Origin of the sequence: Vreelandella sp. 21, from assembly GCF_050995515.1 — a bacterium.
In the GTDB taxonomy this organism is placed as follows: domain Bacteria; phylum Pseudomonadota; class Gammaproteobacteria; order Pseudomonadales; family Halomonadaceae; genus Vreelandella; species Vreelandella alkaliphila.
Genome location: NZ_CP194673.1, coordinates 1075124 through 1097650, shown reverse-complemented (window position 1 = coordinate 1097650; position 22527 = coordinate 1075124). Strand labels below are relative to the sequence as shown.

Here is a 22527-nt window from a genome sequence, read left to right as displayed (position 1 = left end):
AACTGACTTATTTCTTCCTTATGGTAATCCGATGACACCCTTGTAGTTCGGAGGTTACCTTGCACATCGCTGATGTGACCATGTTTCACGCCCCAGCAAGCGGCGGCGTTCGTACTTATCTGCAAGCTAAACACCGGGTGCTAGCGCACACGGCAAACCTACGCACTAGCCTGTTAGTGCCGGGAGCTGAGCGCGATAGCCTGGGTGACCACCACACCTTGCCAGCGCTACACCTCCCCTTGGGCCAGGGCTACCGCTTTCCGCTGAGGGGGGCACGCTGGCGCGATGCGCTGATTGATCTTAAACCTGATCTTATCGAGGCTGGCGACCCTTATGTAACGGCGTGGGCAGCCCTCGCCGCAGGCCAAAAGCTTGGGGTACCGGTGGTAGGCTTTTATCACTCAGACCTTCCGCGCTTAATGGGGGATCGCTTTGGCCGCTACGTTGAGAAACGCTTAACGCGCTATGTCAAAGACCTCTACTGCCAATTTGATAGCGTGCTGGCACCCTGTAACGCTATGGCTAATCGATTAAGGGAATGGGGAGTCGATAACGTTCGCGTACAGCCATTAGGGGTCGATTTAAACCATTTTCACCCCCAGCAGCGAGATCCCGCCTTCCGCCAAGGCATGGGTATTCCCAGCGATAAAAAGCTGCTGATCTTTGTCGGTCGCAATTCCCGCGAGAAAAATATTGATGTACTGCTGGCGACGATGCGCCAGCTCGGCAGTGATTACCATTTATTACTGATGGGTCCCGGCATGCCCCATCAGGTACCCAACAATGTCACTGTCGTGGATCGCTGCTGCGGCGCACATGAAGTGGCCAAAGCACTTGCCAGTAGCGATGCCCTTTTGCATGCGGGCACTCGGGAAACGTTTGGCTTGATCGCTCAAGAAGCGATGGCCTGCGGTATCCCTGTCGTGGGTGCCAGGGCCGGCGCACTGGCCGAAAATGTGCCGTTAGGCGCTGGCATTCTGTGTCAGCCACTCAACCCGGATGCCATGGCCGAGGCATGCACAGCCTTGTTCAGTAATGACATCGCTGCCAGCGGGCGTTATGCCCGTCATTTTGTCGAACGACAGTTCAGTTGGGATAGCGTTATCCAGTCTCTTCTCGAGCACTACATCGACCTTTGCAAAATTGAACGGCCCAATGCCCTCGTCCACCACCACTAAGCCCCAACGACTACTGCGTTTTCGCCCGCTGCATGGTTTGCTACTGGCGGGGGCGCTCTTGGCCCCGCTAGTGCTTACCACTTGGCTGGGCGGTGCTGAGGCGCTGCAGCGTATTAAACATTTTCCATTCGCGTTATTGCTGTTGATGCTGGTATTAGCGTTTCTGTGTTGGAACCTGAATGCAACAAGGCTGCGGCTAATGTTAGGTGGCCGTGCAGGGCAACTTGGTCAACGTGGTGCACTGGGCATCGAACTGGCATCAAAGTTTGCGTTGTGCGCTACGCCTGGAGGGAGTGGAGGACCAGCCACTCTACTTATCCTGCTTGCACGACGAGGCTTTCCTCCCGCCAAAGGGGCAGCGGTGTTTTTGATTGACCAAGGCTGTGATTTGCTGTTCTTCCTTACCATGCTGAGCGGTTTGGTGCTCTTTTCGCTGGCCAGCGATACCCAGTGGCCGCATCAGTCACTAGTACAGTGGTCACTGGTCGGTTTAGCATTTATGGCGACGCTGGTCAGTGGTGTGATGTGTTATTTACCCAGCCTGCTGCGTGCAGGTGGCGTTATAACGACATGGCCAAGCCGTTACCGACGGCGCTGGTTAGTAAGGCGCTTATTACGATGCCGATATGCGCTCAAGGTCACACTCGCGCTTCCTTTTACGACGCTGCTCGCGATGATGATGCTTACCGCAGCGCATTGGCTAATGCGCTATAGCTTACTCTATGTCGCGGTGCTGGGCGTGGGCGGCCATGCCGATTGGATGTGGACGTTTTTAACCCAAATGCTGGCCATGGCGGCCAGCCAGCTGAGCTTTCTTCCTGGCGGCGCAGGTGCCGCCGAAGTGGGCGTTGGCAGTTTGTTGCTGCCCTTGATGGAACGCGAGCAGGCCGCAGCAGCCGTCTTAGTGTGGCGACTGGTGAGCTACCACCTCTATTTAGCGGTGGGGGCGCCACTATTTATTCTGTACAGCTACCGAATGCTACGCAGAAAACCCGACCATAAAACGCCGGAAGGATAACCATGCACCAACGAATAAGGGCGCCCCGAGGGGCGCCCTTATCGCGTGCGACTAGAGGTCGATAGCTTACCAGCCAGTGACTTCTTTCAGTGCATCGCCGATTTCAGCCAGAGAACGCACGGTTTTAACACCAGCATCTTCCAGGGCAGCAAACTTCTCATCCGCAGTACCTTTACCGCCAGAGATGATTGCGCCCGCATGGCCCATACGCTTGCCAGGAGGTGCAGTGACACCGGCAATGTAGGAAACCACAGGCTTAGAAACGTTGGCTTTGATGTAAGCCGCTGCTTCTTCTTCAGCCGTACCACCGATTTCACCGATCATCACGATCGCTTCGGTTTTCGGGTCTTTCTCGAACATTTCAAGAATGTCGATAAAGTTAGAACCTGGAATCGGGTCACCACCGATGCCTACACAGGTAGACTGACCGAAACCATGGTCAGTTGTCTGCTTAACGGCTTCGTAAGTCAGGGTGCCTGAACGCGACACGATACCGACTTTACCCGGCTGGTGAATGTGGCCCGGCATGATGCCAATTTTACATTCGCCAGGCGTGATAACACCTGGGCAGTTCGGGCCGATCAGACGTACGCCCAGCTCGTCACATTTTACTTTTGCTTCGAGCATGTCTAGCGTCGCGATACCTTCGGTGATGCACACGATCAGCTTGATGCCAGCGTTAGCAGCTTCAAGAATCGAGTCTTTACAGAACGGTGCCGGAACGTAGATCACGCTGGCTTCCGCGCCGGTTTTCTCGACCGCTTCTTTCACGGTGTTGAAAACGGGCAGGCCCAGGTGCGTCTGGCCGCCTTTGCCCGGCGTAACACCACCGACCATTTGCGTGCCATAGGCAATCGCCTGTTCGGAGTGGAACGTGCCCTGGCCACCCGTGAAACCTTGGCAGATGACCTTGGTGTTCTTATCGATCAGGATGCTCATTACTTGCCCTCCGCTGCTTTTACAACCTGCTGAGCCGCGTCGGTCAGACTGGTAGCAGCGATGATGTTCAGACCGCTAGACGCCAGTTTTTCAGCGCCCAATTCAGCGTTGTTACCTTCCAGACGCACAACCACTGGAACGTTAACACCAACTTGTTCAACAGCACCGATGATGCCTTCAGCAATCATGTCGCAACGAACGATACCGCCGAAGATGTTCACCAGAACCGCTTTGACGTTGTCATCAGACAGAATGATCTTGAACGCTTCTGCAACGCGCTCTTTGGTCGCACCGCCGCCAACGTCCAGGAAGTTAGCAGGCTTGCCGCCACTCAGGTTGACGATGTCCATGGTGCCCATGGCCAGGCCAGCACCGTTAACCATGCAGCCGATGTTGCCATCAAGCGCTACGTAGTTCAGTTCCCACTTCGCTGCATCAGCTTCACGCTGATCTTCCTGGGAAGGATCGCGCATCGCTTGAAGGTCCGGATGACGGTACAGCGCGTTGCTGTCGAGTCCCAGTTTCGCGTCGAGGCAGTGCAGATTGCCTTCGTCGGTAATAACCAGCGGGTTAATTTCTAACAGTGCCAGATCTTTGTCATGGAACAGCTTAGAAAGGCCCAGGAAGATCTTGGTGAACTGCTTGACCTGGTCGCCTTTAAGGCCCAGAGCAAATGCCAGCTCACGCGCTTGGTAGGGCTGTGCACCAACCAACGGATCGATTTCGGCTTTCAGAATTTTTTCTGGCGTTTCTTCTGCAACGGTCTCGATTTCAACACCGCCTTCAGTAGAGGCCATGAAGACCACGCGACGAGTGGTGCGATCAACGACGGCGCCGAGATACAGCTCGTCAGCGATATCGGTGCAAGTCTCAACCAAAATTTTAGCAACCGGCTGACCTTTTTCGTCAGTCTGGAAGGTTACCAGGTTCTTGCCTAACCACTGCTCGGCGAAAGCTTTTGCTTCAGCCGGATCTTTAATCAGCTTAACGCCGCCCGCTTTACCGCGGCCGCCAGCGTGAACCTGGGCTTTAACCACCCACATGTCACCGCCGATCTTTTTACACGCTTCTTCAGCTTCTTCGGGAGTGTCCACGGCAAAGCCTTTAGACACTGGTAGACCATAATCAGCAAACAGCTGTTTGCCTTGATACTCGTGAAGGTTCATCGATTCATGCCATTGGTTGCATGTGACTCGAACGATGACCCGCTGCTTTAAAAGAGCGGGGCATCCCCGTACCTTCGTCCCCGCTGATTTCTCACAGAGCCGAAAGTGTTGCGCCACCTGACGGTGGCGCTTGGTTGTTGCTTAGCGAATTACTTGCGCTTCTTACGGTTAGCCATATGAATGGCATGGCCATCTACCGCAAGAGCTGCTTCGTGCACAGCTTCCGACATAGTCGGGTGTGCATAGCAGGTCAGAGCCAGGTCTTCGGCGCTGGAGCCGAATTCCATTGCAATCACGCCCTGGGCAATCATCTCACCCGCGTGCTGACCAACGATATGCATGCCGAGAATACGGTCGGTTTCCGCATCGGCGATAATCTTGGCGCTACCTTCGGTGGCGTTGTTCGCCATCGCACGACCACTTGCCGCGAACGGGAAGCTACCGGTCTTAACTTCAATGCCTTTCGCTTTGGCATCTTGCTCAGTCATACCGACCCAAGCTACTTCTGGGAACGTGTAAATCACGTTCGGAATCGTGTCGTAGTTCATCTCGGCTTTGTGACCAGCGATGATATCAGCGACCATGATACCTTCTTCAGATGCCTTGTGCGCCAGCATGGGGCCACGCACACAGTCACCAATGGCATAAACACCGGGTACGTTAGTGCGGCACTGGTCATCAACAAAGATAAAACCGCGTTCGTCCAGCTCAACGCTCACACCATCGGCAATCACACCCTTGGTGTACGGACGGCGACCAACGCAAACAATCAGCTTGTCGAAGGTCATTTCCTGTTCGCCATTGGCATCGGCGTACTTAACGATGACTTCGTCGCCGTTGGTTTCCGAACCAGTCACACGGGCGCCCAGTTTAATATCCAGCCCCTGCTTTTTGAGCAGTTTCTGCGTTTCTTTCGCGATCGCCGTATCGACCATCGGCAAGAAGCTATCCATCGCTTCCAGAACAGTAACTTCAGAACCTAAGCGGTTCCAAACACTACCCAGTTCTAGGCCGATAACGCCAGCACCAATAACGCCTAAACGCTTCGGCGTTTCCTGGAATTCTAGCGCGCCGGTAGAGTCAACAATCAAACCTTCGGTTAGCGGCGTCGGTGGAATTTCAACCGGCACAGAACCTGCAGCAATAACGATGTTATCAGCGTCGTAAGTGGTCGTATTGCCGTCTAGATCGGTAACTTCGACTTGCTTACCGGAAACCACTTTACCGGTACCTTCAATAGCCGTAACGCCATTGGCTTTAAATAAGCCAGAGATGCCGCCGGTCAAGTTCTTAACGATCTTGTCCTTGCGAGCCATCATTTTTTTGACGTCCATCGTGACGTCACCGGCATTAATACCCATGTCGTCGAAATCGTGCTTGGCTTCGACGAACTTATGCGAGGCTTCAAGCAACGCTTTAGACGGGATACAGCCGACGTTCAAACACGTACCGCCGTGAACGACATTGCCTTCTTTACCAATCCATTTTTCAACACAGGCGGCTTTCAGGCCCAGCTGCGCAGCGCGGATAGCCGCTACGTAGCCACCGGGACCTGCACCGATAACGATCACATCAAACTTGTCAGCCATGTTGGCTCCTTTAGCTTGGTTGCCTCCCCCCATTTGAACCTAAAACGGGCAGGAGGCAAGGTGCGATTGCATTAGAACGCTAATACAGCAGAGGAGGCGGATCAGCGCGCTCCGTTATACGTCCAGCAGCAAGCGAGCCGGGTCTTCCAGCAGCTCTTTAATAGTAACCAAGAATCGTACCGCATCTTTACCATCAATCATGCGGTGGTCGTAGGACAGCGCCAGATACATCATCGGGCGAATCTCGACCTTACCATTCACAGCCATTGGACGATCCTGGATTTTATGCATACCCAGGATAGCGGTTTGAGGTGGATTGATAATCGGGGTCGACATCAAAGAACCAAATGTACCGCCGTTAGTGATAGTGAAGGTGCCGCCGATCATGTCATCCATGCCCAGCTTTCCGTCACGACCACGCTTACCGAAATCAACAATGGTGCGCTCAACGTCGGCAATTTTCATGCTATCGGTATCACGCAGCACCGGTACAACCAAGCCACGATCCGTTGATACCGCAACGCCGATATCTTGATAACCGTGATAAACGATATCGGTACCATCAATAGAGGCGTTAACATCCGGGAAGCGCTTGAGTGCTTCAGAAGCCGCTTTCACAAAGAAGCCCATAAAGCCCAGCTTAATATCGTGGGTTTTCTGGAACGTATCTTTGTACTGCGCACGAAGCGCCATGATTTCAGTCATGTCCACTTCGTTATAAGTGGTCAGCATGGCAGCTGTTTGCTGTGCCTGAACCAGACGCTTAGCAATAGTTTGACGCAGACGCGTCATCGGAACGCGCTTCTCGACGCGATCACCTTCCACTGCCGGTGCGGCGGCGGCTGCTTTCGCCGGCGCTGAAGATTTCGCTGCTTTTTTGGCAGAACCATCTTTCACGGCTTTTTGCACGTCTTCTTTCAAGATGCGGCCACCTTTGCCGGTGCCCTCAATCTTGGCAACATCCAGATCATGCTCAGCAACCATCTTACGTGCCGCCGGCGCTAGGATCTTATCGCCGATTTTCTCATCAGAACCTTCATCATCGCTACCCGCAGCGCTTGAAGAAGAGGCACTGCTGCTCTCTTCACCAGCGCCACCAGCACCTTCGGTAAAGATGGCCAGAACCGCTTCGGATTCAACCTGGCTGCCTTCTTCGGCTTTAATTTCTGCCAGTGCGCCGTCGGCAGGTGCGACAACTTCTAGCACCACCTTGTCGGTTTCGATGTCGGCTAACACTTCATCGCGCTTAACCGCTTCACCTACTTTCTTGTGCCATGTTGCCACGGTGCCTTCCTGGATAGACTCAGGGAAGCTTGGGGCTTTTACGTCATGTTGCTTACCACCGCCGTTACCGCCGCTGGCTTTTTTCTCTTCGCTTTTCTCAACAGACTTTTTAGCACTAGCATCGTCAGAAGATTTTTCTTCTTTACTGCTAGACGCGCTGCCTTCACCGATTTTGCCTAACACTTGCTCTGACTCGACGGTCTCGCCCTCTTCGGCCATCACGTCAGTCAGGGTACCCGCTTCCGGTGCGACGACTTCTAGCACCACTTTGTCGGTTTCGATTTCAACAATCAGCTCGTCACGTTCGACGCTGTCACCCGGCTTTTTATGCCACGCAGCCACAGTGCCTTCGGCAACGGATTCCGGAAAGGTTGGCGCTTTGATATCAGTAGCCATGTCGTTTCCCTTATATGTTCTCTAAACCCGATGGGCGCTTATAGGTTAAAAGCGTCTTCCACCAGCTGGCGCTGCTGTTCAGTGTGGACGGACATATAGCCCGCTGCCGGTGCGGCAGAGGCAGGACGTCCTGCAAATTTCAAATCACGTCCGAGGCCATCTTTCAGCATATCGGCGACGGCGCGCATGTGGTGCTGACTTGAGTACCAAGCGCCCTGGTTTAGGGGCTCTTCCTGGCACCACACGATGTCTTCCACATTGGCATACGCCTGGAGCACTTCCAAAAGTTCTTCTTTCGGGAAGGGGTAGAGTTGCTCAAGACGAATAATCGCCGTGTCATCACGCTCGTTTTCTGCACGCCAGTTGGCTAGGTCGTAGTACACCTTACCGGCACACATGATAACGCGAGTCACCTTTTCTGCTTCAAGATTCGCCTGATCCGGTAGCACCATGTAGAACTTGCCGTGAGCAAGATCCTCTAGGCTAGATACCGCTTCTTTGTGGCGCAGTAGCGACTTCGGCGACATGATCACCAGCGGCTTACGCAACGGACGAATGACTTGACGTCGCATCAGATGATAAATCTGTGCGGGAGTCGTCGGCACACACACCTGCATGTTGTGCTCAGCGCACAGCTGCAAGAAGCGCTCTAACCGCGCGGAGGAGTGCTCTGGCCCCTGACCTTCATAGCCATGTGGCAACAGCATGGTCAATCCACACAGTCGTCCCCATTTGGTCTCACCAGAAGAGATAAACTGGTCAACCACTACTTGGGCACCGTTGAAGAAGTCACCAAACTGGGCTTCCCAAATGACTAAGTCACCCGGCGCTGTCGTGGAGTAGCCGTACTCAAACGCCAGCACAGCCTCTTCCGATAGGAAAGAGTCGTGAATGGTAAAGCGCGGTTGACCGTCTGACATATTCTGCAGCGGTACGTACGTAGAACCATCTTTCTGGTTATGGATAACCGCATGCCGGTGAGAGAACGTCCCACGACCAACATCCTGACCGGTAATACGAATCGGATGCCCCTGATCAAGCAGCGTGGCATACGCTAGCGTTTCAGCGAAGCCCCAGTTAAGCCCCATGCCGCCCGCCTGCATTTTGCGACGGTCTTCATAGATTTTAGCGACTTGACGCTGAACTTCGACGCCATCAGGAACCTCGCACATTCTCGCGGCCAACTGCTGCAGACGCTTCATATCGAAGGTAGTGTCTGCATCACCGGTCCACTCATGCCCCAGGTAGGGAGCCCAATCCACAAAGAGTGATGTATTAGGCTCTTGCACCAAGGCATTGGCTACGTGGTTGCCCGCCACAAGATCATCGCGGTAGGTTTCAACCATTGCCTTAGCGTCTTCTTCTGACAATACGCCCTGCTCGACCAGACGTTTTGCATAGAGTGAACGCGAAGAAGGGTGATCTTTAATCTTGGCGTACATCATCGGTTGGGTGCCCGATGGCTCGTCGGCCTCGTTGTGGCCGCGGCGGCGGTAGCACACCAGATCAATAACAACGTCTTTCTTAAACTGTTGACGGTAATCCAACGCCACTTGGGTCGCATGGATAACCGCATCTGGATCATCGCCGTTAACATGGAAAATCGGCGCCTGAACCATCTTAGCAATATCAGTACAGTATTCGGTGGAGCGCGCATCCAAGGGGTTCGACGTTGTAAAGCCCACTTGGTTGTTAATCACGATGTGTACTGTGCCACCGGTTTTGTAGGCACGGGTTTGAGACATCTGGAATGTCTCCATGACCACGCCCTGACCAGCAAACGCTGCATCGCCATGAACGTTGATTGGCAGTACTTTGCTGCCCTCTTCATCATTACGGCGATCTTGACGTGCGCGTACCGAGCCTTCTACTACCGGCGCAACAATTTCCAAATGCGACGGGTTAAACGACATTGCCAAGTGAACTTCGCCACCAGGCGACATGACGTTAGAGCTGAAGCCTTGGTGATATTTCACATCACCAGAACCACGCTCAATCACCTTTTTACCGTCGAACTCGTCGATCAATTCAGCGGGATTTTTCCCCAGAATATTAACCAACAGGTTCAAACGGCCACGGTGAGCCATGCCAATAACAACTTCTTTAGTGCCATAGCCGCCGGAGCGCTGAATCAACTCGTCCATCATCGGAACAAATGATTCACCACCTTCAAGACCGAAGCGTTTGGTACCTGGATATTTAGACGCTAGGTAATTTTCCAAACCTTCGGCAGCGGTAAGGCGCTCAAGCACATGCTTACGCACATCGTCGCTGAATTTCGGCGCACTGCGCACCGATTCAAAACGCCGTTGCAACCAACGTTTCTCTTCGGTATCGACAATGTGCATGATCTCGCAACCGATAGAGCGACAATAGGTCTGCTCCAGCGCATCAACAATCTCACGCAGCGGTGCTTTATCAATACCTAAAAAAAACGAACCGGTCTGGAACTCGGTATCAAGATCAGCTTTGGAAAGCTGATGAAATGACAGATCGAGGTCTGGGACGGGGGTGGGATTACGCAGTCCTAGCGGGTCGATATTGGCCTTCTGATGACCACGAAAGCGGTATGCGTTAATCAGCTGCAGGACCTTCACCTGCTTTTTATTCTCACCGCTATCGGAGGCGGCGGCTACCCGGCCTGGGCGACTTTCACGACCCAGTTGGTAGAACTGATCACGAGTGGGGCTTAGTGGAACATCGTGGGAGGCACTGCCCTCAGAACGAGGCAACTGATCAAAATAGCTGCGCCATTCATCTGAGACAGAATCAGGATCGGCGAGGTACTGCTCATAAAGCGCTTCCACGTAGTGGACATTGCCACCACTAACGTGAGAGGAACGCCACATCAACTCCATTATGCCTTGTTGCATCTCTCGGTCACCCTGCACTGATGGGGTGGTATCGGTATCGCTGCAATCGCGCAACGACATCGCTATTGCCCTGCCGGCGGGGCGGGACATATGCCGGCGGCGCCGACCGAAGGCCGGAAGCCCTATTCATACTAGCTGTAAGTACTACATTTTCACTACGTACCACTTCAGTACGCTCTATTTCATACGTACTATTATACCTTCGTCTACTTACTACGTTAATACGAAGGCTTCTTTTATCTAGTCGTGCTCAATCAGTTCATGCTCAAAAGCCGGTACTTGCGGCACCGGCTTTTAAACTTGACTGGCTAGGTAGTGCGACGTGTCGCCGCACCACCTAACGCCCCTATGATAACAAGCGAAGCGCCACGATTTAAGTGGCTTTGTGCAGCAACTTACGTAGCGATCGCATTTTTTTCATAGGATTAGGCGTTTACGTCGCATCAGCCAACAACATTTCACGAATTTTACCAATTGCACGGGTCGGATTTAGCCCTTTTGGACAAACCGCAACGCAATTCATGATGCCGCGGCAACGGAACACGGAGAACGGATCTTCCAGGCTGGTAAGACGTTCGCGGGTAGCCGTGTCACGTGTATCCGCAAGAAAGCGATAAGACTGTAGCAAACCAGCCGGACCGACAAACTTGTCTGGATTCCACCAGAAAGACGGGCAGGACGTGGAACAGCAGGCACACAGAATACACTCATACAGGCCATCGAGCTTGTCGCGCTCTTCTGGTGATTGCAGACGCTCAATCGCTGGTGCAGGCTCATCGTTCTGCAAGTATGGCTGAATGCGCTCGTACTGCTTATAGAACAGCCCCATATCCACAACCATATCGCGGATAACCGGCAGACCCGGCAACGGGCGCAAGGTCAGCTTATTGCCTTTCACAACATCTGACAGCGGCGTAATACATGCCAAGCCGTTTTTACCGTTCATGTTCATGCCATCGGAACCGCATACGCCCTCACGGCAGCTGCGACGGAACGCAAGTCCGCTATCCTGCTCTTTCATCAGATGCAGAACATCCAGCACCATCAGATCGCGGCCTTTAGTATCGACCTGGAACTCCTGCATATAGGGCGCGGAGTCGGTTTCCGGATTGTAGCGGTATACGGATACCTGAAGGTTAGACATGGTGACTCCCTCTCGTCAGTGCAGAGATTAGTAGGTGCGAACCTTAGGCTCGAATGTATCAACAGTTTTCGGCTTGAAGTTAACGTCGCGCTTCTTCAGCTCTTTCGTGGCCGGGAAGTAAAGCGAGTGCTTCAGCCAGTTGACATCATCACGGTCAGGATAGTCGTAGCGCGAGTGCGCACCACGGCTCTCATTACGCTCAAGGGCAGCAATCGCCGTTGCTTCTGCCACTTCCATTAGGTTATCAAGTTCTAAAGCTTCAACACGCGCCGTGTTGAACGCATTGGACTTGTCAGGCAGGTGCGCATTGGCAATTCGGCTGCGCAGATCCGCCAGTTTCTTGACACCTTCCTGCATATTCTTCTCTTCACGGAATACACCGAAAGAGGTCTGCATGATGTCTTGGAGCTCTGCTTTAAGCTCAGGAATGCTCTCGCCACCTTCCGATTCATTCCAGCGCGTAATACGTTTCATCGCTGATTCGATATCAGATTCAGAAGCATCCAGGTAATCAATACCTTCGTTCAGCGCGCCTTCAATAAACATCCCCGCCGCACGACCGAAGACCACCAGATCCAGCAACGAATTACCGCCCAAGCGGTTAGCGCCGTGAACCGATACACACGCCGCTTCACCACAAGCAAACAAACCGTTAACGATATGATCGTTGCCGCTTTCGTCCTGGGTAATTGCCTGACCATGAATATTGGTCGGAATACCGCCCATCATGTAGTGGCAAGTAGGCACGACAGGAATCGGATCTTTAGCAGGGTCAACGTGAGCAAACGTTTTCGACAGCTCAACGATACCCGGCAGGCGCTTACCAAGAACTTCTTCACCCAGGTGATCAAGCTTCAAGAAGACGTGATCGCCCTTCTCGCCACAACCACGACCTTCCAGAATTTCCATGACCATTGAGCGTGCAACAACGTCACGGCCTGCCAAGTCTTTGGCGTTCGGCGCATAACGTTCCATGAAGCGTTCGCCATCTTTATTGATCAGGTAACCACCCTCACCACGGCAACCTTCAGTGACCAGCGTACCCGCACCATAAATACCGGTCGGGTGGAACTGCCACATTTCCATGTCCTGCATCGGGAAGCCAGCACGTAACGCCATGCCGATACCATCGCCAGTATTGATCAAGGCATTAGTAGTAGAGGCGTAGATACGACCTGCACCACCCGTGGCCAGAACAGTGGCTTTCGATTTAACGTGGACAACTTCGCCAGTTTCGATGCACATGGCGATACAACCAACCACATCACCGTTGCTGTTTTTCACCAGATCTACCGCGTACCACTCATTCAAGAACGTGGTGTTGTTCTTGAGGTTGTTTTGGTAGAGCGTGTGAAGCAGTGCGTGGCCAGTACGGTCAGCGGCTGCGCAGGTACGTGCCGCCTGACCGCCTTCGCCGAAGTTTTTCGACTGGCCACCAAACGGACGCTGATAAATACGGCCATTATCAAAGCGCGAGAACGGCAGCCCCATGTGCTCAAGTTCAAACACCGCTTTCGGGCCTTCTGAACACATGTACTCAGCTGCGTCTTGGTCGGCAATGTAGTCGCCGCCTTTAACAGTGTCGTACATGTGCCAGCGCCAGTCATCGTTCGGATCTGACGATGCGATGGCGCAAGTAATACCACCCTGGGCAGAAACCGTGTGAGAGCGTGTCGGGAACACTTTGGACAGTACGGCTGTCTTTTTGCCAGATTTGGCAAGCTCTAAAGCAGCACGCAAGCCAGAGCCACCGCCACCGATGATAATGGCGTCAAATGTCAGGCTACGAAGGTTAGACATGTATCAAGCTCCCCACAGAATTTGAATGCCCCACACCAGATATACGAAGATGGCCAGAATAATCAGAGTCTGGGCACCCACGCGCAGGCGAGTGGACTTGAGATAATCGGTGGTGACCGTCCACAAACCGATCCAGGCGTGCGCTGCAATGGAAACAAATGCGAGCAGCGAGAAAATACGCATCCAAGTTTGATCGAACAGTCCACTCCAAGCGTAGTAATCCAGATTAGGATTGAGCAGCAGGTAGGCGACGATAAAGACGGTATATACAGCCAGGATTACCGCTGAAACGCGCTGCATTAGCCAATCGGATAACCCGCTACGGCCAAAACTTGTGATGTTAGTTACCATACCCAAACTCCTGCCAGGATGATCAGAACGACACTGACGACAACAGTGATTTGTGCTTTTTTCACGCCACCTTCTAGGGTCACGCCGATATCCGCATCCATCAACAGGTGTTTGATACCTGCTACAAAATGGAATGCCAATGCGGATAACAATCCCCAGGCAATGAACTTGGCGAAAAAGTTATTGGCCAATGCGTTGCTGACGGCATCAAAGCCAGCCGGAGACGATAGCGATTTACCCAGCGCCCAAAAAGCGAAAATCAGGCCAACGAAGAGGATGACACCCGTAATACGGTGTGTAATCGACGTTAGCGCCGGTAGTGGGAAATGTATCGTAGTAAGGTCTAAGTTTACGGGTCGTTTGCTATTCACGGCGTTATACACACTCTCTTGGCCCGCTCTGCGACAGGTCGGGCATGGCCCGAGCGGGCAGTGGTTGCTGGAAGGGGCTCGGCCGTTGCCAAGTCGAGCACGACCTCCTACCTGCCGGTCGCGCGCCGTGGATTATAAGAACCTTCGCCCCTGCTGACAAACCGAACTCAAGCTTAACTCGACTATGGTGCAAGAAAAATGAGGTCAACCTGAGTCGATTTTGCGTTGCAGCATGGTTATAGTGACAGGAGATTGATGGTTTGATAAGTCCGTTAACGTGTCGTCAACCCCCTGACGCCTCTACCACGAACTCCACGCTTATCATATACAAAGATTATCCAACACAACAACAGCTGTACAAGGATACCTAGCGCTTAGGCTAATTGACAAAATGTCGCACACTTCTATAGTAGGCGAGCCTTTTCGCCGGCGCGGTATGCGAAACAACGACATTACGTCCCAAACCGAATTCGAAAGGAGGCCAGCATGGCTGACAGGAAAGCGACATTGACGGTAGACGGTCTAGAAAAATCGATCGAACTACCCATGTATTCCGGCACACTTGGCCCCGACGTCATCGACGTACGCGGCTTAGGTGCTGAAGGCCTGTTTACCTACGATCCCGGCTTCATGGCCACCTCTTCCTGCCAGTCCGCTATCACTTATATTGATGGCGGCAAGGGCGTGCTGCTTCACCGCGGCTACCCTATCGACCAACTGGCCAAAGAGTCTAATTTTGTCGAGGTATGCTACACCCTACTATTCGGTGAACTGCCTAACGATGAACAGTATGCAGATTTCGAGTCGCGCATTCGTAACCACACCATGGTGCACGACCAAATCAACAATTTCTTCAAAGGGTTTCGCCGCGATGCGCACCCAATGTCTATTCTTTGTGGCGTCGTTGGCGGCCTAGCTGCCTTCTACCATGACCACATGGACATTACCCAAGAAGAAGATCGCGTGATCAGCGCTATTCGCCTCATTGCAAAAATGCCGACCCTGGCCGCAATGTCGCACAAATATAATGTTGGCCAGCCGTTCAACTACCCCCGCAACGACCTGAGCTATGCAGAAAACTTCCTCTACATGATGTTCAGCAATCCGTGCGAAGAGTACAAAATCAACCCAGTGTACGCGAAAGCCATGGACCGCATCTTTATGTTACACGCGGATCATGAGCAAAACGCCTCGACCTCTACAGTACGCTTAGCAGGCTCAACCGGCGCCAATCCCTTTGCCTGTATCAGCGCCGGTATTGCAGCACTTTGGGGCCCAGCACACGGCGGTGCCAACGAAGCCGTACTGAATATGCTTGATGAAATTGGCGACGACTCTGAAGAAAACATTCAGAGGTTTGTCGACAAAGCAAAAGATAAAGACGACCCCTTCAAGCTGATGGGCTTTGGTCACCGCGTATATCGCAACTTTGACCCGCGCGCCAAAGTAATGAAAGAGACCTGTGATGAAGTCCTTGCCGAGCTTGGCTTAGCTGACGACCCGCAGCTCAAAATCGCCAAGCGCCTAGAGCAAATCGCCCTTGAAGATGAGTACTTCATTGAGCGTAAGCTGTATCCAAACGTCGACTTCTACTCTGGCATCATTCTCAAAGCCATGGGCATACCGACCAATATGTTTACCGTTATTTTCGCGGTATCTCGCACCATTGGCTGGATCTCTCACTGGCATGAAATGCTCAGCGAAAGCTACAAAATTGGCCGCCCACGTCAGCTGTATATCGGCCACGATATGCGCGACTATCCTAAAAAATAACGCCACGGTAACAACGTAGCGTGACTAGGATAATAAAAGGCCACCCACGGGTGGCCTTTTGCTTGTCGTAAATTCTCTTTTCTTTATTACTCTACACATAACATTCCAGCCCCCTAATACTCATCACACACCCACAAGGTGCTCTATGCGAACCATCACTACTGTTGCTTTTATTGGCCTGGGCGTTATGGGCTACCCCATGGCAGGCCATCTTGCCAAACAAGGCCTTACAACGCGTGTTTACAACCGCACAAGCAGTAAAGCAGATACCTGGGCAAACGAGTATGGCGGCACCGCACATGCCACCCCCAAAGAAGCCGCTGACGGCGCTGACCTTGTTTTGATATGCGTAGGCAATGACGACGACGTCAGGCAAGTAACTATCGGCACCGATGGCGTGCTGAGCAGCATGACAGCCGGCACCTATCTCATCGACCACACGACTGCCTCTGCAGACCTTGCTCTGGAATTAGACACCACCTGCCGCGAGCAAGGTGTAGCCTTTTTAGACGCCCCCGTCTCCGGCGGGCAGCAAGGGGCTGAAAATGGCGCGCTGACGATTATGTGTGGTGGTGAACAGACACACTTTGACGCTGTCCACCCCATCCTTAATCACTACGCCCGTGCCGTCACACTGATGGGCAGCGCTAGCAGTGGCCAACTTACTAAAATGGTTAACCAGATATGTATTGCTGGCTTAGTGCAAGGTCTTGCCGAAGGTCTTCACTTTGCTGAACAAGCAGGACTGGATCAACAACAAGTAATTGATGTGGTATCCAAGGGTGCTGCTGGCTCATGGCAGATGGAAAACCGCCACAAAACGATGATTGCCAATGAGTACAATCATGGATTTGCAGTGGACTGGATGCGCAAAGATTTAGGGATTTGTTTAGAGCAAGCTCGTCGACTGAGCGCCACGCTACCCATCACCGCCCTTGTTGACCAATTTTATGCTGATGTGCAACGCATGGATGGAGGACGCTGGGACACTTCGTCGCTTTTGAAACGCCTCCAAAAGCCAGAATAATGCTTGACTTTTAAGCGTCTCGATCTTGAAAAGGGTTTTCCACACTATCTGTGGATAACCCTGTTCACAACCACTACAAAACGTCCCACAATCGCCATGAACAGTGACCCAGCCTTAAATTGATCATTTTTTAACCTAATATAACTTATTGATTTAAAAGGAATAATTCTAAATCACTGATTTTTTGAGACAACAGCCCGAGGTTGTGCACAACCCCTTCCGCAAACTTGCAAAAGTGGACAAGTCAAGCACAAAATCGTCCAAAAACGCTTGAAATGAGAATGATTTCAGCCAACAGCCATAATAACGGGAACGCAAAAACCGACAGATGAGTTGCCTCATTGCCTTTAATTAAAATGCGTATTTTGAGAAATGTTTGCCGACAATAAATCTGCAAATAAATTTCGGGGAAGTAGGAGATGGCGTCCCATAGGGGGTTCGAACCCCTGTTACCGCCGTGAAAGGGCGGTGTCCTAGACCACTAGACGAATGGGACGTTATTAACCTAAATAAATACGGCCTTGAGACACTATATTGAAAACTTTGAATTGAAAATTGACAACCAGAGTTTTCAATATTGGTGGAGCCTAGCGGGATCGAACCGCTGACCTCAACACTGCCAGTGTTGCGCTCTCCCAGCTGAGCTAAGGCCCCACATGTCTCGAAGACGGAGCGTATGTTACTGATTACGCCCGCCTTCGTCAAGCCTTTCAAGCACCCTTTTCAAGCACCCGTATCACAGGCACCTCTGGAAAGCCCGCTAGTGCCGAGCCCTAAACATCAACTAGGCATTAGAGATCACGAAACTCCTTTTCAAAGCGTTTGGCTTGCTTCTTAGAAACACCGCCTAGTACTTCAATGGCATTACGTAGCCGTGCTCGCGTCACGTCAGAACCTAAGATTGCCATGGCATCCATTACAGAGGTACTCGACGCACTGCCAGTAATGGCAATAAAGACAGGGGCTAGGAAAGCCTTCATCTTAATATCGAAATGCTCAGCAAGCACTTTAACCTCAGCTAAGAGCACCTCTTTCGTCCATGCAGGCACGGCTTCAAAACGCCACACCAAGAACTGCAGCAGCTTAACCAGCTCTTCTTTCTCAAGCTTCACGCTAGCAAAGTCGTTTTCCGTTAGCGCAGGCAACCCAGAGAAGAAGTGCCCCGCCAGCGGGATTACTTGGGAAAGGGTTTCCACACGTGGACGCACCTGAGGAAGTATTTGCTTCACGTACTCTTCATTGAATGCCCATTCCCGAAGCGCCTGAAGTAGCGCGTCGTCATCTAAGTCTTCACGAATATAAACGCCGTTCAACCAGGTCAGTTTTTCCAAATCAAACACTGGCCCACCTAACGATACTCGCTGAATATCAAACTCAGCCATCATATCTGACAGGCTAAACTTCTCGCGTTCGTCAGGCATCGACCAACCCATACGGCCTAAGTAATTAGTGACGGCCTGAGGCAAGAATCCCATACGACGATAATAGTTAATCGACGTCGGATTTTTGCGCTTGGATAGCTTGGACTTATCGGGATTGCGCAGCAGCGGCATATGGCACAGCTGCGGCATTTCCCAGCCGAAGTATTCATAAAGTAACTGATGCTTAGGCGCTGAATTAATCCACTCTTCACCGCGCAGCACATGGGTAATGTTCATTAGGTGATCATCAACCACGTTTGCCAGATGATAGGTAGGCATGCCATCTGACTTCAGCAGAATTTGCGCGTCAACTTGCGCCCATTCAACTTCGATTGTGCCGCGCAACATATCGTTCACCACACAAACGCCGGTACTCGGCACCTTCATACGAACGACATAAGGCCAACCTTCCTGTTCACGACGAGCCTGCTCATCCGCAGCCAACGCTAAATCAACGGGCTTCAAAGCCAAGTGCATACCAGCCGCTTTGCGAGCTTCCCGCAGTTCATCCAACTCTTCACTGGTGCGGTAACACTTAAAGGCATGCCCCGCATCCATAAGCTGCTGGGCGTACTGAGCGTAGATATCACCACGCTCGCTTTGCCGATACGGGCCGTGAGGGCCGCCCACATCAGGGCCCTCATCCCACTCCAGCCCCAGCCAACGTAACGAATCTAAAATCATCTGTTCTGATTCAGCGGTAGACCGAACCCGATCGGTGTCTTCAATGCGCAGAATGAACTGGCCACCGTGCTGGCGCGCAAAACAGAGATTAAACAGCGCGATATAGGCAGTACCTACATGCGGATCACCCGTTGGAGAAGGCGCGATACGAGTACGAACGGTCATCAAAATGTCCTTTTGGCAATAAAGCGTCTCGCCATTATACGCACCCTTACGGCAACCAGCAGTACCTTGCAGGGAACGAGTTTGACTTAAAAGCGTCTGATCAAAAGTTGGAAGCTCACTGATAGGAAGATGCGCGTTAAAGCACAATCGCTTAGTATGGCGCAGCCCCTATGATTCGTGTCCATACTTGAGAGCGCCTCGCGATTTTTAGTATGCACAGAGCGCCGCCGAATAGGGTGGAAGTACACTCAACGAGCTTGTTTAGCTCATCGATAGGAAAATGAAATGGAATCGCTAGGCTCACGTATAAAGCAACTGCGGCTTCGGGCCAAGCTCAACAAAGCTGCCCTCGCACGTAAAGTAGGCGTATCAGATGTCACCATTTCTTACTGGGAATCCGGTGCGATCAAACAAATCGGCCACGAACGCCTTGTTGCGCTCGCTGATGCCCTTGATTGCTCTTTGGCAACCCTGCTAGAAGGTGACAGCGCCGCCCCTCTGTTGACCCTGACACATACTGGCCCCCTCCCCTGGGAACAGGTTCAGGCAACTATGATGACGGTGCCGCATCATCTGCCGCTAAAGATTGACTGGAAAGCTCCCTGCATAATGGCAACTCCCGGCCAAGAAACGGATTTCTCACCGGTGTCAGCAGGCGACTTAGTGCTATTAGGCCCTACCCATGTGTTTCACAAAGCTGGTCATTATCTGATCCAGCAAGAACAAGGTTATGTTATTGAGCATTTTGCTAAAGCGCCCAGTGACACCACCATACATGCGGTACTGCTAGCACACTGGTCTCCTGCCTAAAGCATTTTTATCTCCCCCACGTCCTACATTTCTTCAACTACGTCCACCTGGTCGCGCGTACGTCTTGGTTCACTGCCCACTAAGAAACTGCGCGAGTAGGTGGCAACCTGCCCTAATCCATGGCGAGTTTGACTAACCAGCTCGCCAGCCAAGTGCTCCCCTTCACTACCAATGCGCGCCTGAACCACTTCTGGCTGCACAGATGCTACTGAAAGCTGGACCTGCACAATATATCGTCCATCCGGTAAGCCACTGCCAGAACCAAAGGGGCCAGCATTAAACCGCCCTTGTAAAACACTGGTACGCTCCTGCCAACGCACGCGGCTTATCTCACGCTCAATAGTTACCTGAATAAGAGCGCCATCCGGCAGGTTGGTTTCGCCTTCTACCATTAAACGACGATCAGAGCGCAGAGAGGCCCTAGCCGAAATGGCTACAACGAGAGGATCGACCACCTCTTGTGGTTCGGCGCTTTGCTGTGGGCTAGGCATTTCAACGACCGACTCAGGCGGATCTGAGGGTGACTCCTCCTCCTGACCGCCACAGCCAGCCAGCAGCAGCACGATCACCAACACTAAACTGATACCACCTAGTGTCTTATGCATAGAGACTCCTCAACAACGAAATATCAGCTTACCACTGCCTAGCCCTCATCACATTGAATTAGACCGCAAAAGAAGCAAAGTGCTGCAGGGCTCACAGGGGTTATTTCATTGACAAACGAAACTAATTTCGTTTTGTAGATTCAATACCTACGCGCCGGACTTTGAACAAGCGACATCTTCCACCTTTGCCGGCCTCTACCTTCACAATTAAGCAGCGCCTACTTTGTACTCAAACCCGCTTTTTGCGTACAATCGCTCGCCAATGACTCCCCCGCTGTTAAGCAACCACGACTGGCTTATACCGCATCGAATGATGCAAGTGATTGATATGACTAAAGCAAGCCCAGCAGACGCTGCTCGTCTGTTTTCTGTGGCCCCCATGATGGATTGGACAACCCGCGATTACCGCGCGTTTGCACGCACGTTAACCAAGCGGACATTGCTGTACACCGAGATGGTGACCACTGGTGCCATTTTGCATGGAACGCCCCGTGAGCGCTTTTTAGGCTATAGCGATGTTGAGCATCCGATAGCGTTGCAACTGGGTGGCAGCGATGCGGGAGAGCTGGCCGAGTGTGTAGCCATTGCCGAGGCGTGGGGGTACGACGAGGTCAATCTGAATGTCGGCTGCCCCAGCGACCGAGTGCAGAACAATATGATTGGCGCTTGCTTGATGGGCTACCCTGAAAAAGTGGCAGAGGCGGTGAAAGCTATGCAGGCGGCAGTGTCGATTCCGGTCACGGTGAAGTGCCGTATCGGGATTGACGATCAGGATGAAGATGCTGACTTGGCGCGGTTTATTGAGATCGTAGCGAATGTCGGTTGCGACGTCTTTACCATTCATGCGCGCAAGGCATGGCTGCAGGGTTTGTCGCCTAAGCAAAACCGGGATGTACCGCCCCTTAACTACCCCCGCGTGTATCGTCTGAAACAGAGCCACCCAGAGCTGCATATTGGCATTAATGGGGGGATTAAAACCCTTGCCGAGTGCAAAGCCCAGCTTGAGCACGTAGACAGTGTGATGGTGGGCCGCGAGGCGTATCAGAACCCGTGGCTACTCGCCGGGGTCGATGAGCAGCTGTTTGGTGAAGTGGGGCCAGCGCGCACGCGCTTGGAAGCGGCTAACGCATTTCGCCCGTATATTCAGCAGCGGTTAGATGAAGGGGCCAAGCTGAATCACATAACCCGCCATTTGCTGGGGTTATTTCAGGGCTGTCCCGGTGGCAGACGCTTCCGTCGCCACCTGTCTGAGCACGCGCACAAAGAGGACGCGGGCCTGCGGCTTTTCGATGAAGCGCTTAGCTTAGTTCGCGAACCCGAAACAGAGACCCAGGAAGCACTACAACCCGCGACCTAATTCGGCTTACATGTTAATACGTCGCCTAGCGACTTGGGCGCGCTAGGCGTAAAACGCCGCTATGGATTGCGGCCGGGCGACAGCTTACCAACGTCGATTGATGGGTAATCTTTATGGGACCAGACCTTGGTTAAATCGAAGGGGTTGATGCGGTATTTTTTGGCATCATCACGCATATTAATCGTGCTAACCCAATAAATATAAAATTATTACTGTTCCAACCCCAGCAGCTCCTAATGCACCGAGAGCATCTATTAAATCATTTCCAACAATTTTCAATACATTTACATAATAATAGCGTCTAATTAACTGAGATATACCGTTCGACGTTACACTGAATATGGCAATGGTGGTCTCGATTTTTTCTATTCCCATTAACCACAGTAGCGTCGCTAGCAAAGTAATTAAAACAACGCTAGCTCTAAAGGAAAGCCATTTAGCAGAATTAATAGATGTATTGCCACCGTCTACCAAGCCCTCCGCTGTTGCCATTTTCTTGGGTAGAAGCCGTCTCCAAAAACCTTGGTTAGAGTCCAATAGATGCGATAAAACCATGTGCATACACCAGAATAGTTG

Annotated in this window: 18 protein-coding genes, 2 tRNA genes and 1 pseudogene; 6 read left to right on the top strand and 15 right to left on the bottom strand. The window is 52.3% G+C overall.

The window, feature by feature from the left end; all coding sequences use genetic code 11:
- Positions 1 to 59: 59 nt before the first annotated feature.
- On the top strand, positions 60 to 1178 hold the full coding sequence (locus ACN06F_RS05050; RefSeq protein WP_038482424.1) for a glycosyltransferase family 4 protein: 1119 nt from the start codon (positions 60 to 62) through the stop codon (positions 1176 to 1178).
- A complete protein-coding gene (locus tag ACN06F_RS05045; RefSeq protein ID WP_198348450.1) occupies positions 1156 to 2196 on the top strand; it encodes a lysylphosphatidylglycerol synthase transmembrane domain-containing protein in 1041 nt (346 codons plus the stop codon). Before ACN06F_RS05050 ends, ACN06F_RS05045 begins: the two co-directional genes overlap by 23 nt.
- Before the next feature lie 66 nt (positions 2197 to 2262).
- Here ACN06F_RS05045 and sucD read toward each other — a convergent pair whose 3' ends face one another.
- From sucD to sdhC, 9 genes are all read right to left on the bottom strand, one after another.
- Positions 2263 to 3135: a succinate--CoA ligase subunit alpha gene (gene sucD, locus ACN06F_RS05040; RefSeq protein ID WP_009722518.1), complete on the bottom strand. Its 873-nt coding sequence runs from the start codon at positions 3133 to 3135 to the stop codon at positions 2263 to 2265.
- Positions 3135 to 4301: an ADP-forming succinate--CoA ligase subunit beta gene (gene sucC / locus ACN06F_RS05035; protein WP_095602385.1), complete on the bottom strand. Its 1167-nt coding sequence runs from the start codon at positions 4299 to 4301 to the stop codon at positions 3135 to 3137. The genes sucD and sucC overlap by 1 nt, the downstream gene beginning before the upstream one ends.
- Before the next feature lie 149 nt (positions 4302 to 4450).
- The gene (gene lpdA / locus ACN06F_RS05030) at positions 4451 to 5890 is read right to left on the bottom strand and encodes a dihydrolipoyl dehydrogenase (RefSeq protein WP_433924782.1); all 1440 of its coding nucleotides are present in this window, start codon (positions 5888 to 5890) and stop codon (positions 4451 to 4453) included.
- A 114-nt stretch (positions 5891 to 6004) separates the two neighbouring features.
- A complete protein-coding gene (gene odhB / locus ACN06F_RS05025) occupies positions 6005 to 7570 on the bottom strand; it encodes a 2-oxoglutarate dehydrogenase complex dihydrolipoyllysine-residue succinyltransferase (RefSeq protein WP_038482415.1) in 1566 nt (521 codons plus the stop codon).
- Between the two features lie 38 nt (positions 7571 to 7608).
- Positions 7609 to 10443, bottom strand: a complete 2835-nt coding sequence (locus ACN06F_RS05020; protein WP_433925104.1) for a 2-oxoglutarate dehydrogenase E1 component — start codon at positions 10441 to 10443, stop codon at positions 7609 to 7611.
- Between the two features lie 433 nt (positions 10444 to 10876).
- Positions 10877 to 11587 carry a succinate dehydrogenase iron-sulfur subunit gene (locus ACN06F_RS05015; RefSeq protein WP_009722513.1) on the bottom strand — a complete coding sequence of 237 codons (711 nt, stop codon included), beginning with the start codon at positions 11585 to 11587 and terminating at the stop codon, positions 10877 to 10879.
- A gap of 27 nt (positions 11588 to 11614) precedes the next feature.
- Complete coding sequence (gene sdhA / locus ACN06F_RS05010; RefSeq protein WP_009722512.1) at positions 11615 to 13387, bottom strand: succinate dehydrogenase flavoprotein subunit; 1773 nt, start codon at positions 13385 to 13387, stop codon at positions 11615 to 11617.
- Between the two features lie 3 nt (positions 13388 to 13390).
- Entirely contained in the window at positions 13391 to 13738 is a 348-nt protein-coding gene (sdhD, locus tag ACN06F_RS05005) for a succinate dehydrogenase, hydrophobic membrane anchor protein (protein ID WP_038482412.1), read from the bottom strand.
- Positions 13732 to 14109, bottom strand: a complete 378-nt coding sequence (gene sdhC / locus ACN06F_RS05000; protein ID WP_171880175.1) for a succinate dehydrogenase, cytochrome b556 subunit — start codon at positions 14107 to 14109, stop codon at positions 13732 to 13734. Before sdhC ends, sdhD begins: the two co-directional genes overlap by 7 nt.
- A gap of 486 nt (positions 14110 to 14595) precedes the next feature.
- Here sdhC and gltA point away from each other — a divergent pair, with 486 nt between their 5' ends.
- Positions 14596 to 15882 (top strand): citrate synthase, encoded by a 1287-nt coding sequence (gltA, locus tag ACN06F_RS04995; RefSeq protein ID WP_083002030.1) that lies wholly within the window; start codon positions 14596 to 14598, stop codon positions 15880 to 15882.
- Between the two features lie 145 nt (positions 15883 to 16027).
- Entirely contained in the window at positions 16028 to 16909 is an 882-nt protein-coding gene (locus ACN06F_RS04990) for an NAD(P)-dependent oxidoreductase (RefSeq protein WP_433924781.1), read from the top strand.
- A 420-nt stretch (positions 16910 to 17329) separates the two neighbouring features.
- Here the strand turns inward: ACN06F_RS04990 and ACN06F_RS04985 are convergent.
- The 3 genes from ACN06F_RS04985 to gltX all read right to left on the bottom strand — a co-directional run bounded on the left by ACN06F_RS04985 (position 17330) and on the right by gltX (position 19179).
- Positions 17330 to 17405: transfer RNA gene (locus tag ACN06F_RS04985), tRNA-Glu, on the bottom strand.
- 82 nt (positions 17406 to 17487) lie between these two features.
- Positions 17488 to 17563: transfer RNA gene (locus tag ACN06F_RS04980), tRNA-Ala, on the bottom strand.
- A 137-nt stretch (positions 17564 to 17700) separates the two neighbouring features.
- Positions 17701 to 19179, bottom strand: a complete 1479-nt coding sequence (gene gltX, locus ACN06F_RS04975) for a glutamate--tRNA ligase (protein ID WP_038482400.1) — start codon at positions 19177 to 19179, stop codon at positions 17701 to 17703.
- 285 nt (positions 19180 to 19464) lie between these two features.
- On the opposite strand from gltX, the gene ACN06F_RS04970 reads away from it, so the two are divergent.
- The gene (locus ACN06F_RS04970) at positions 19465 to 19989 is read left to right on the top strand and encodes a helix-turn-helix domain-containing protein (protein ID WP_038482396.1); all 525 of its coding nucleotides are present in this window, start codon (positions 19465 to 19467) and stop codon (positions 19987 to 19989) included.
- 23 nt (positions 19990 to 20012) lie between these two features.
- On the opposite strand, the gene ACN06F_RS04965 is transcribed toward ACN06F_RS04970, so the two are convergent.
- Positions 20013 to 20594 (bottom strand): hypothetical protein, encoded by a 582-nt coding sequence (locus tag ACN06F_RS04965; RefSeq protein ID WP_198348452.1) that lies wholly within the window; start codon positions 20592 to 20594, stop codon positions 20013 to 20015.
- 328 nt (positions 20595 to 20922) lie between these two features.
- Here ACN06F_RS04965 and dusA point away from each other — a divergent pair, with 328 nt between their 5' ends.
- Positions 20923 to 21951: a tRNA dihydrouridine(20/20a) synthase DusA gene (gene dusA, locus ACN06F_RS04960; protein WP_433924780.1), complete on the top strand. Its 1029-nt coding sequence runs from the start codon at positions 20923 to 20925 to the stop codon at positions 21949 to 21951.
- Positions 21952 to 22013: 62 nt separating this feature from the next.
- On the opposite strand, the pseudogene ACN06F_RS04955 reads toward dusA, so the two are convergent.
- A pseudogene (locus ACN06F_RS04955) lies at positions 22014 to 22121 on the bottom strand (catalase); the annotation flags it as partial.
- Between the two features lie 16 nt (positions 22122 to 22137).
- Positions 22138 to 22506, bottom strand: coding sequence for a hypothetical protein (locus tag ACN06F_RS04950; protein ID WP_038482390.1), 369 nt, complete (start codon positions 22504 to 22506; stop codon positions 22138 to 22140).
- Between the last annotated feature and the right edge of the window lie 21 nt (positions 22507 to 22527).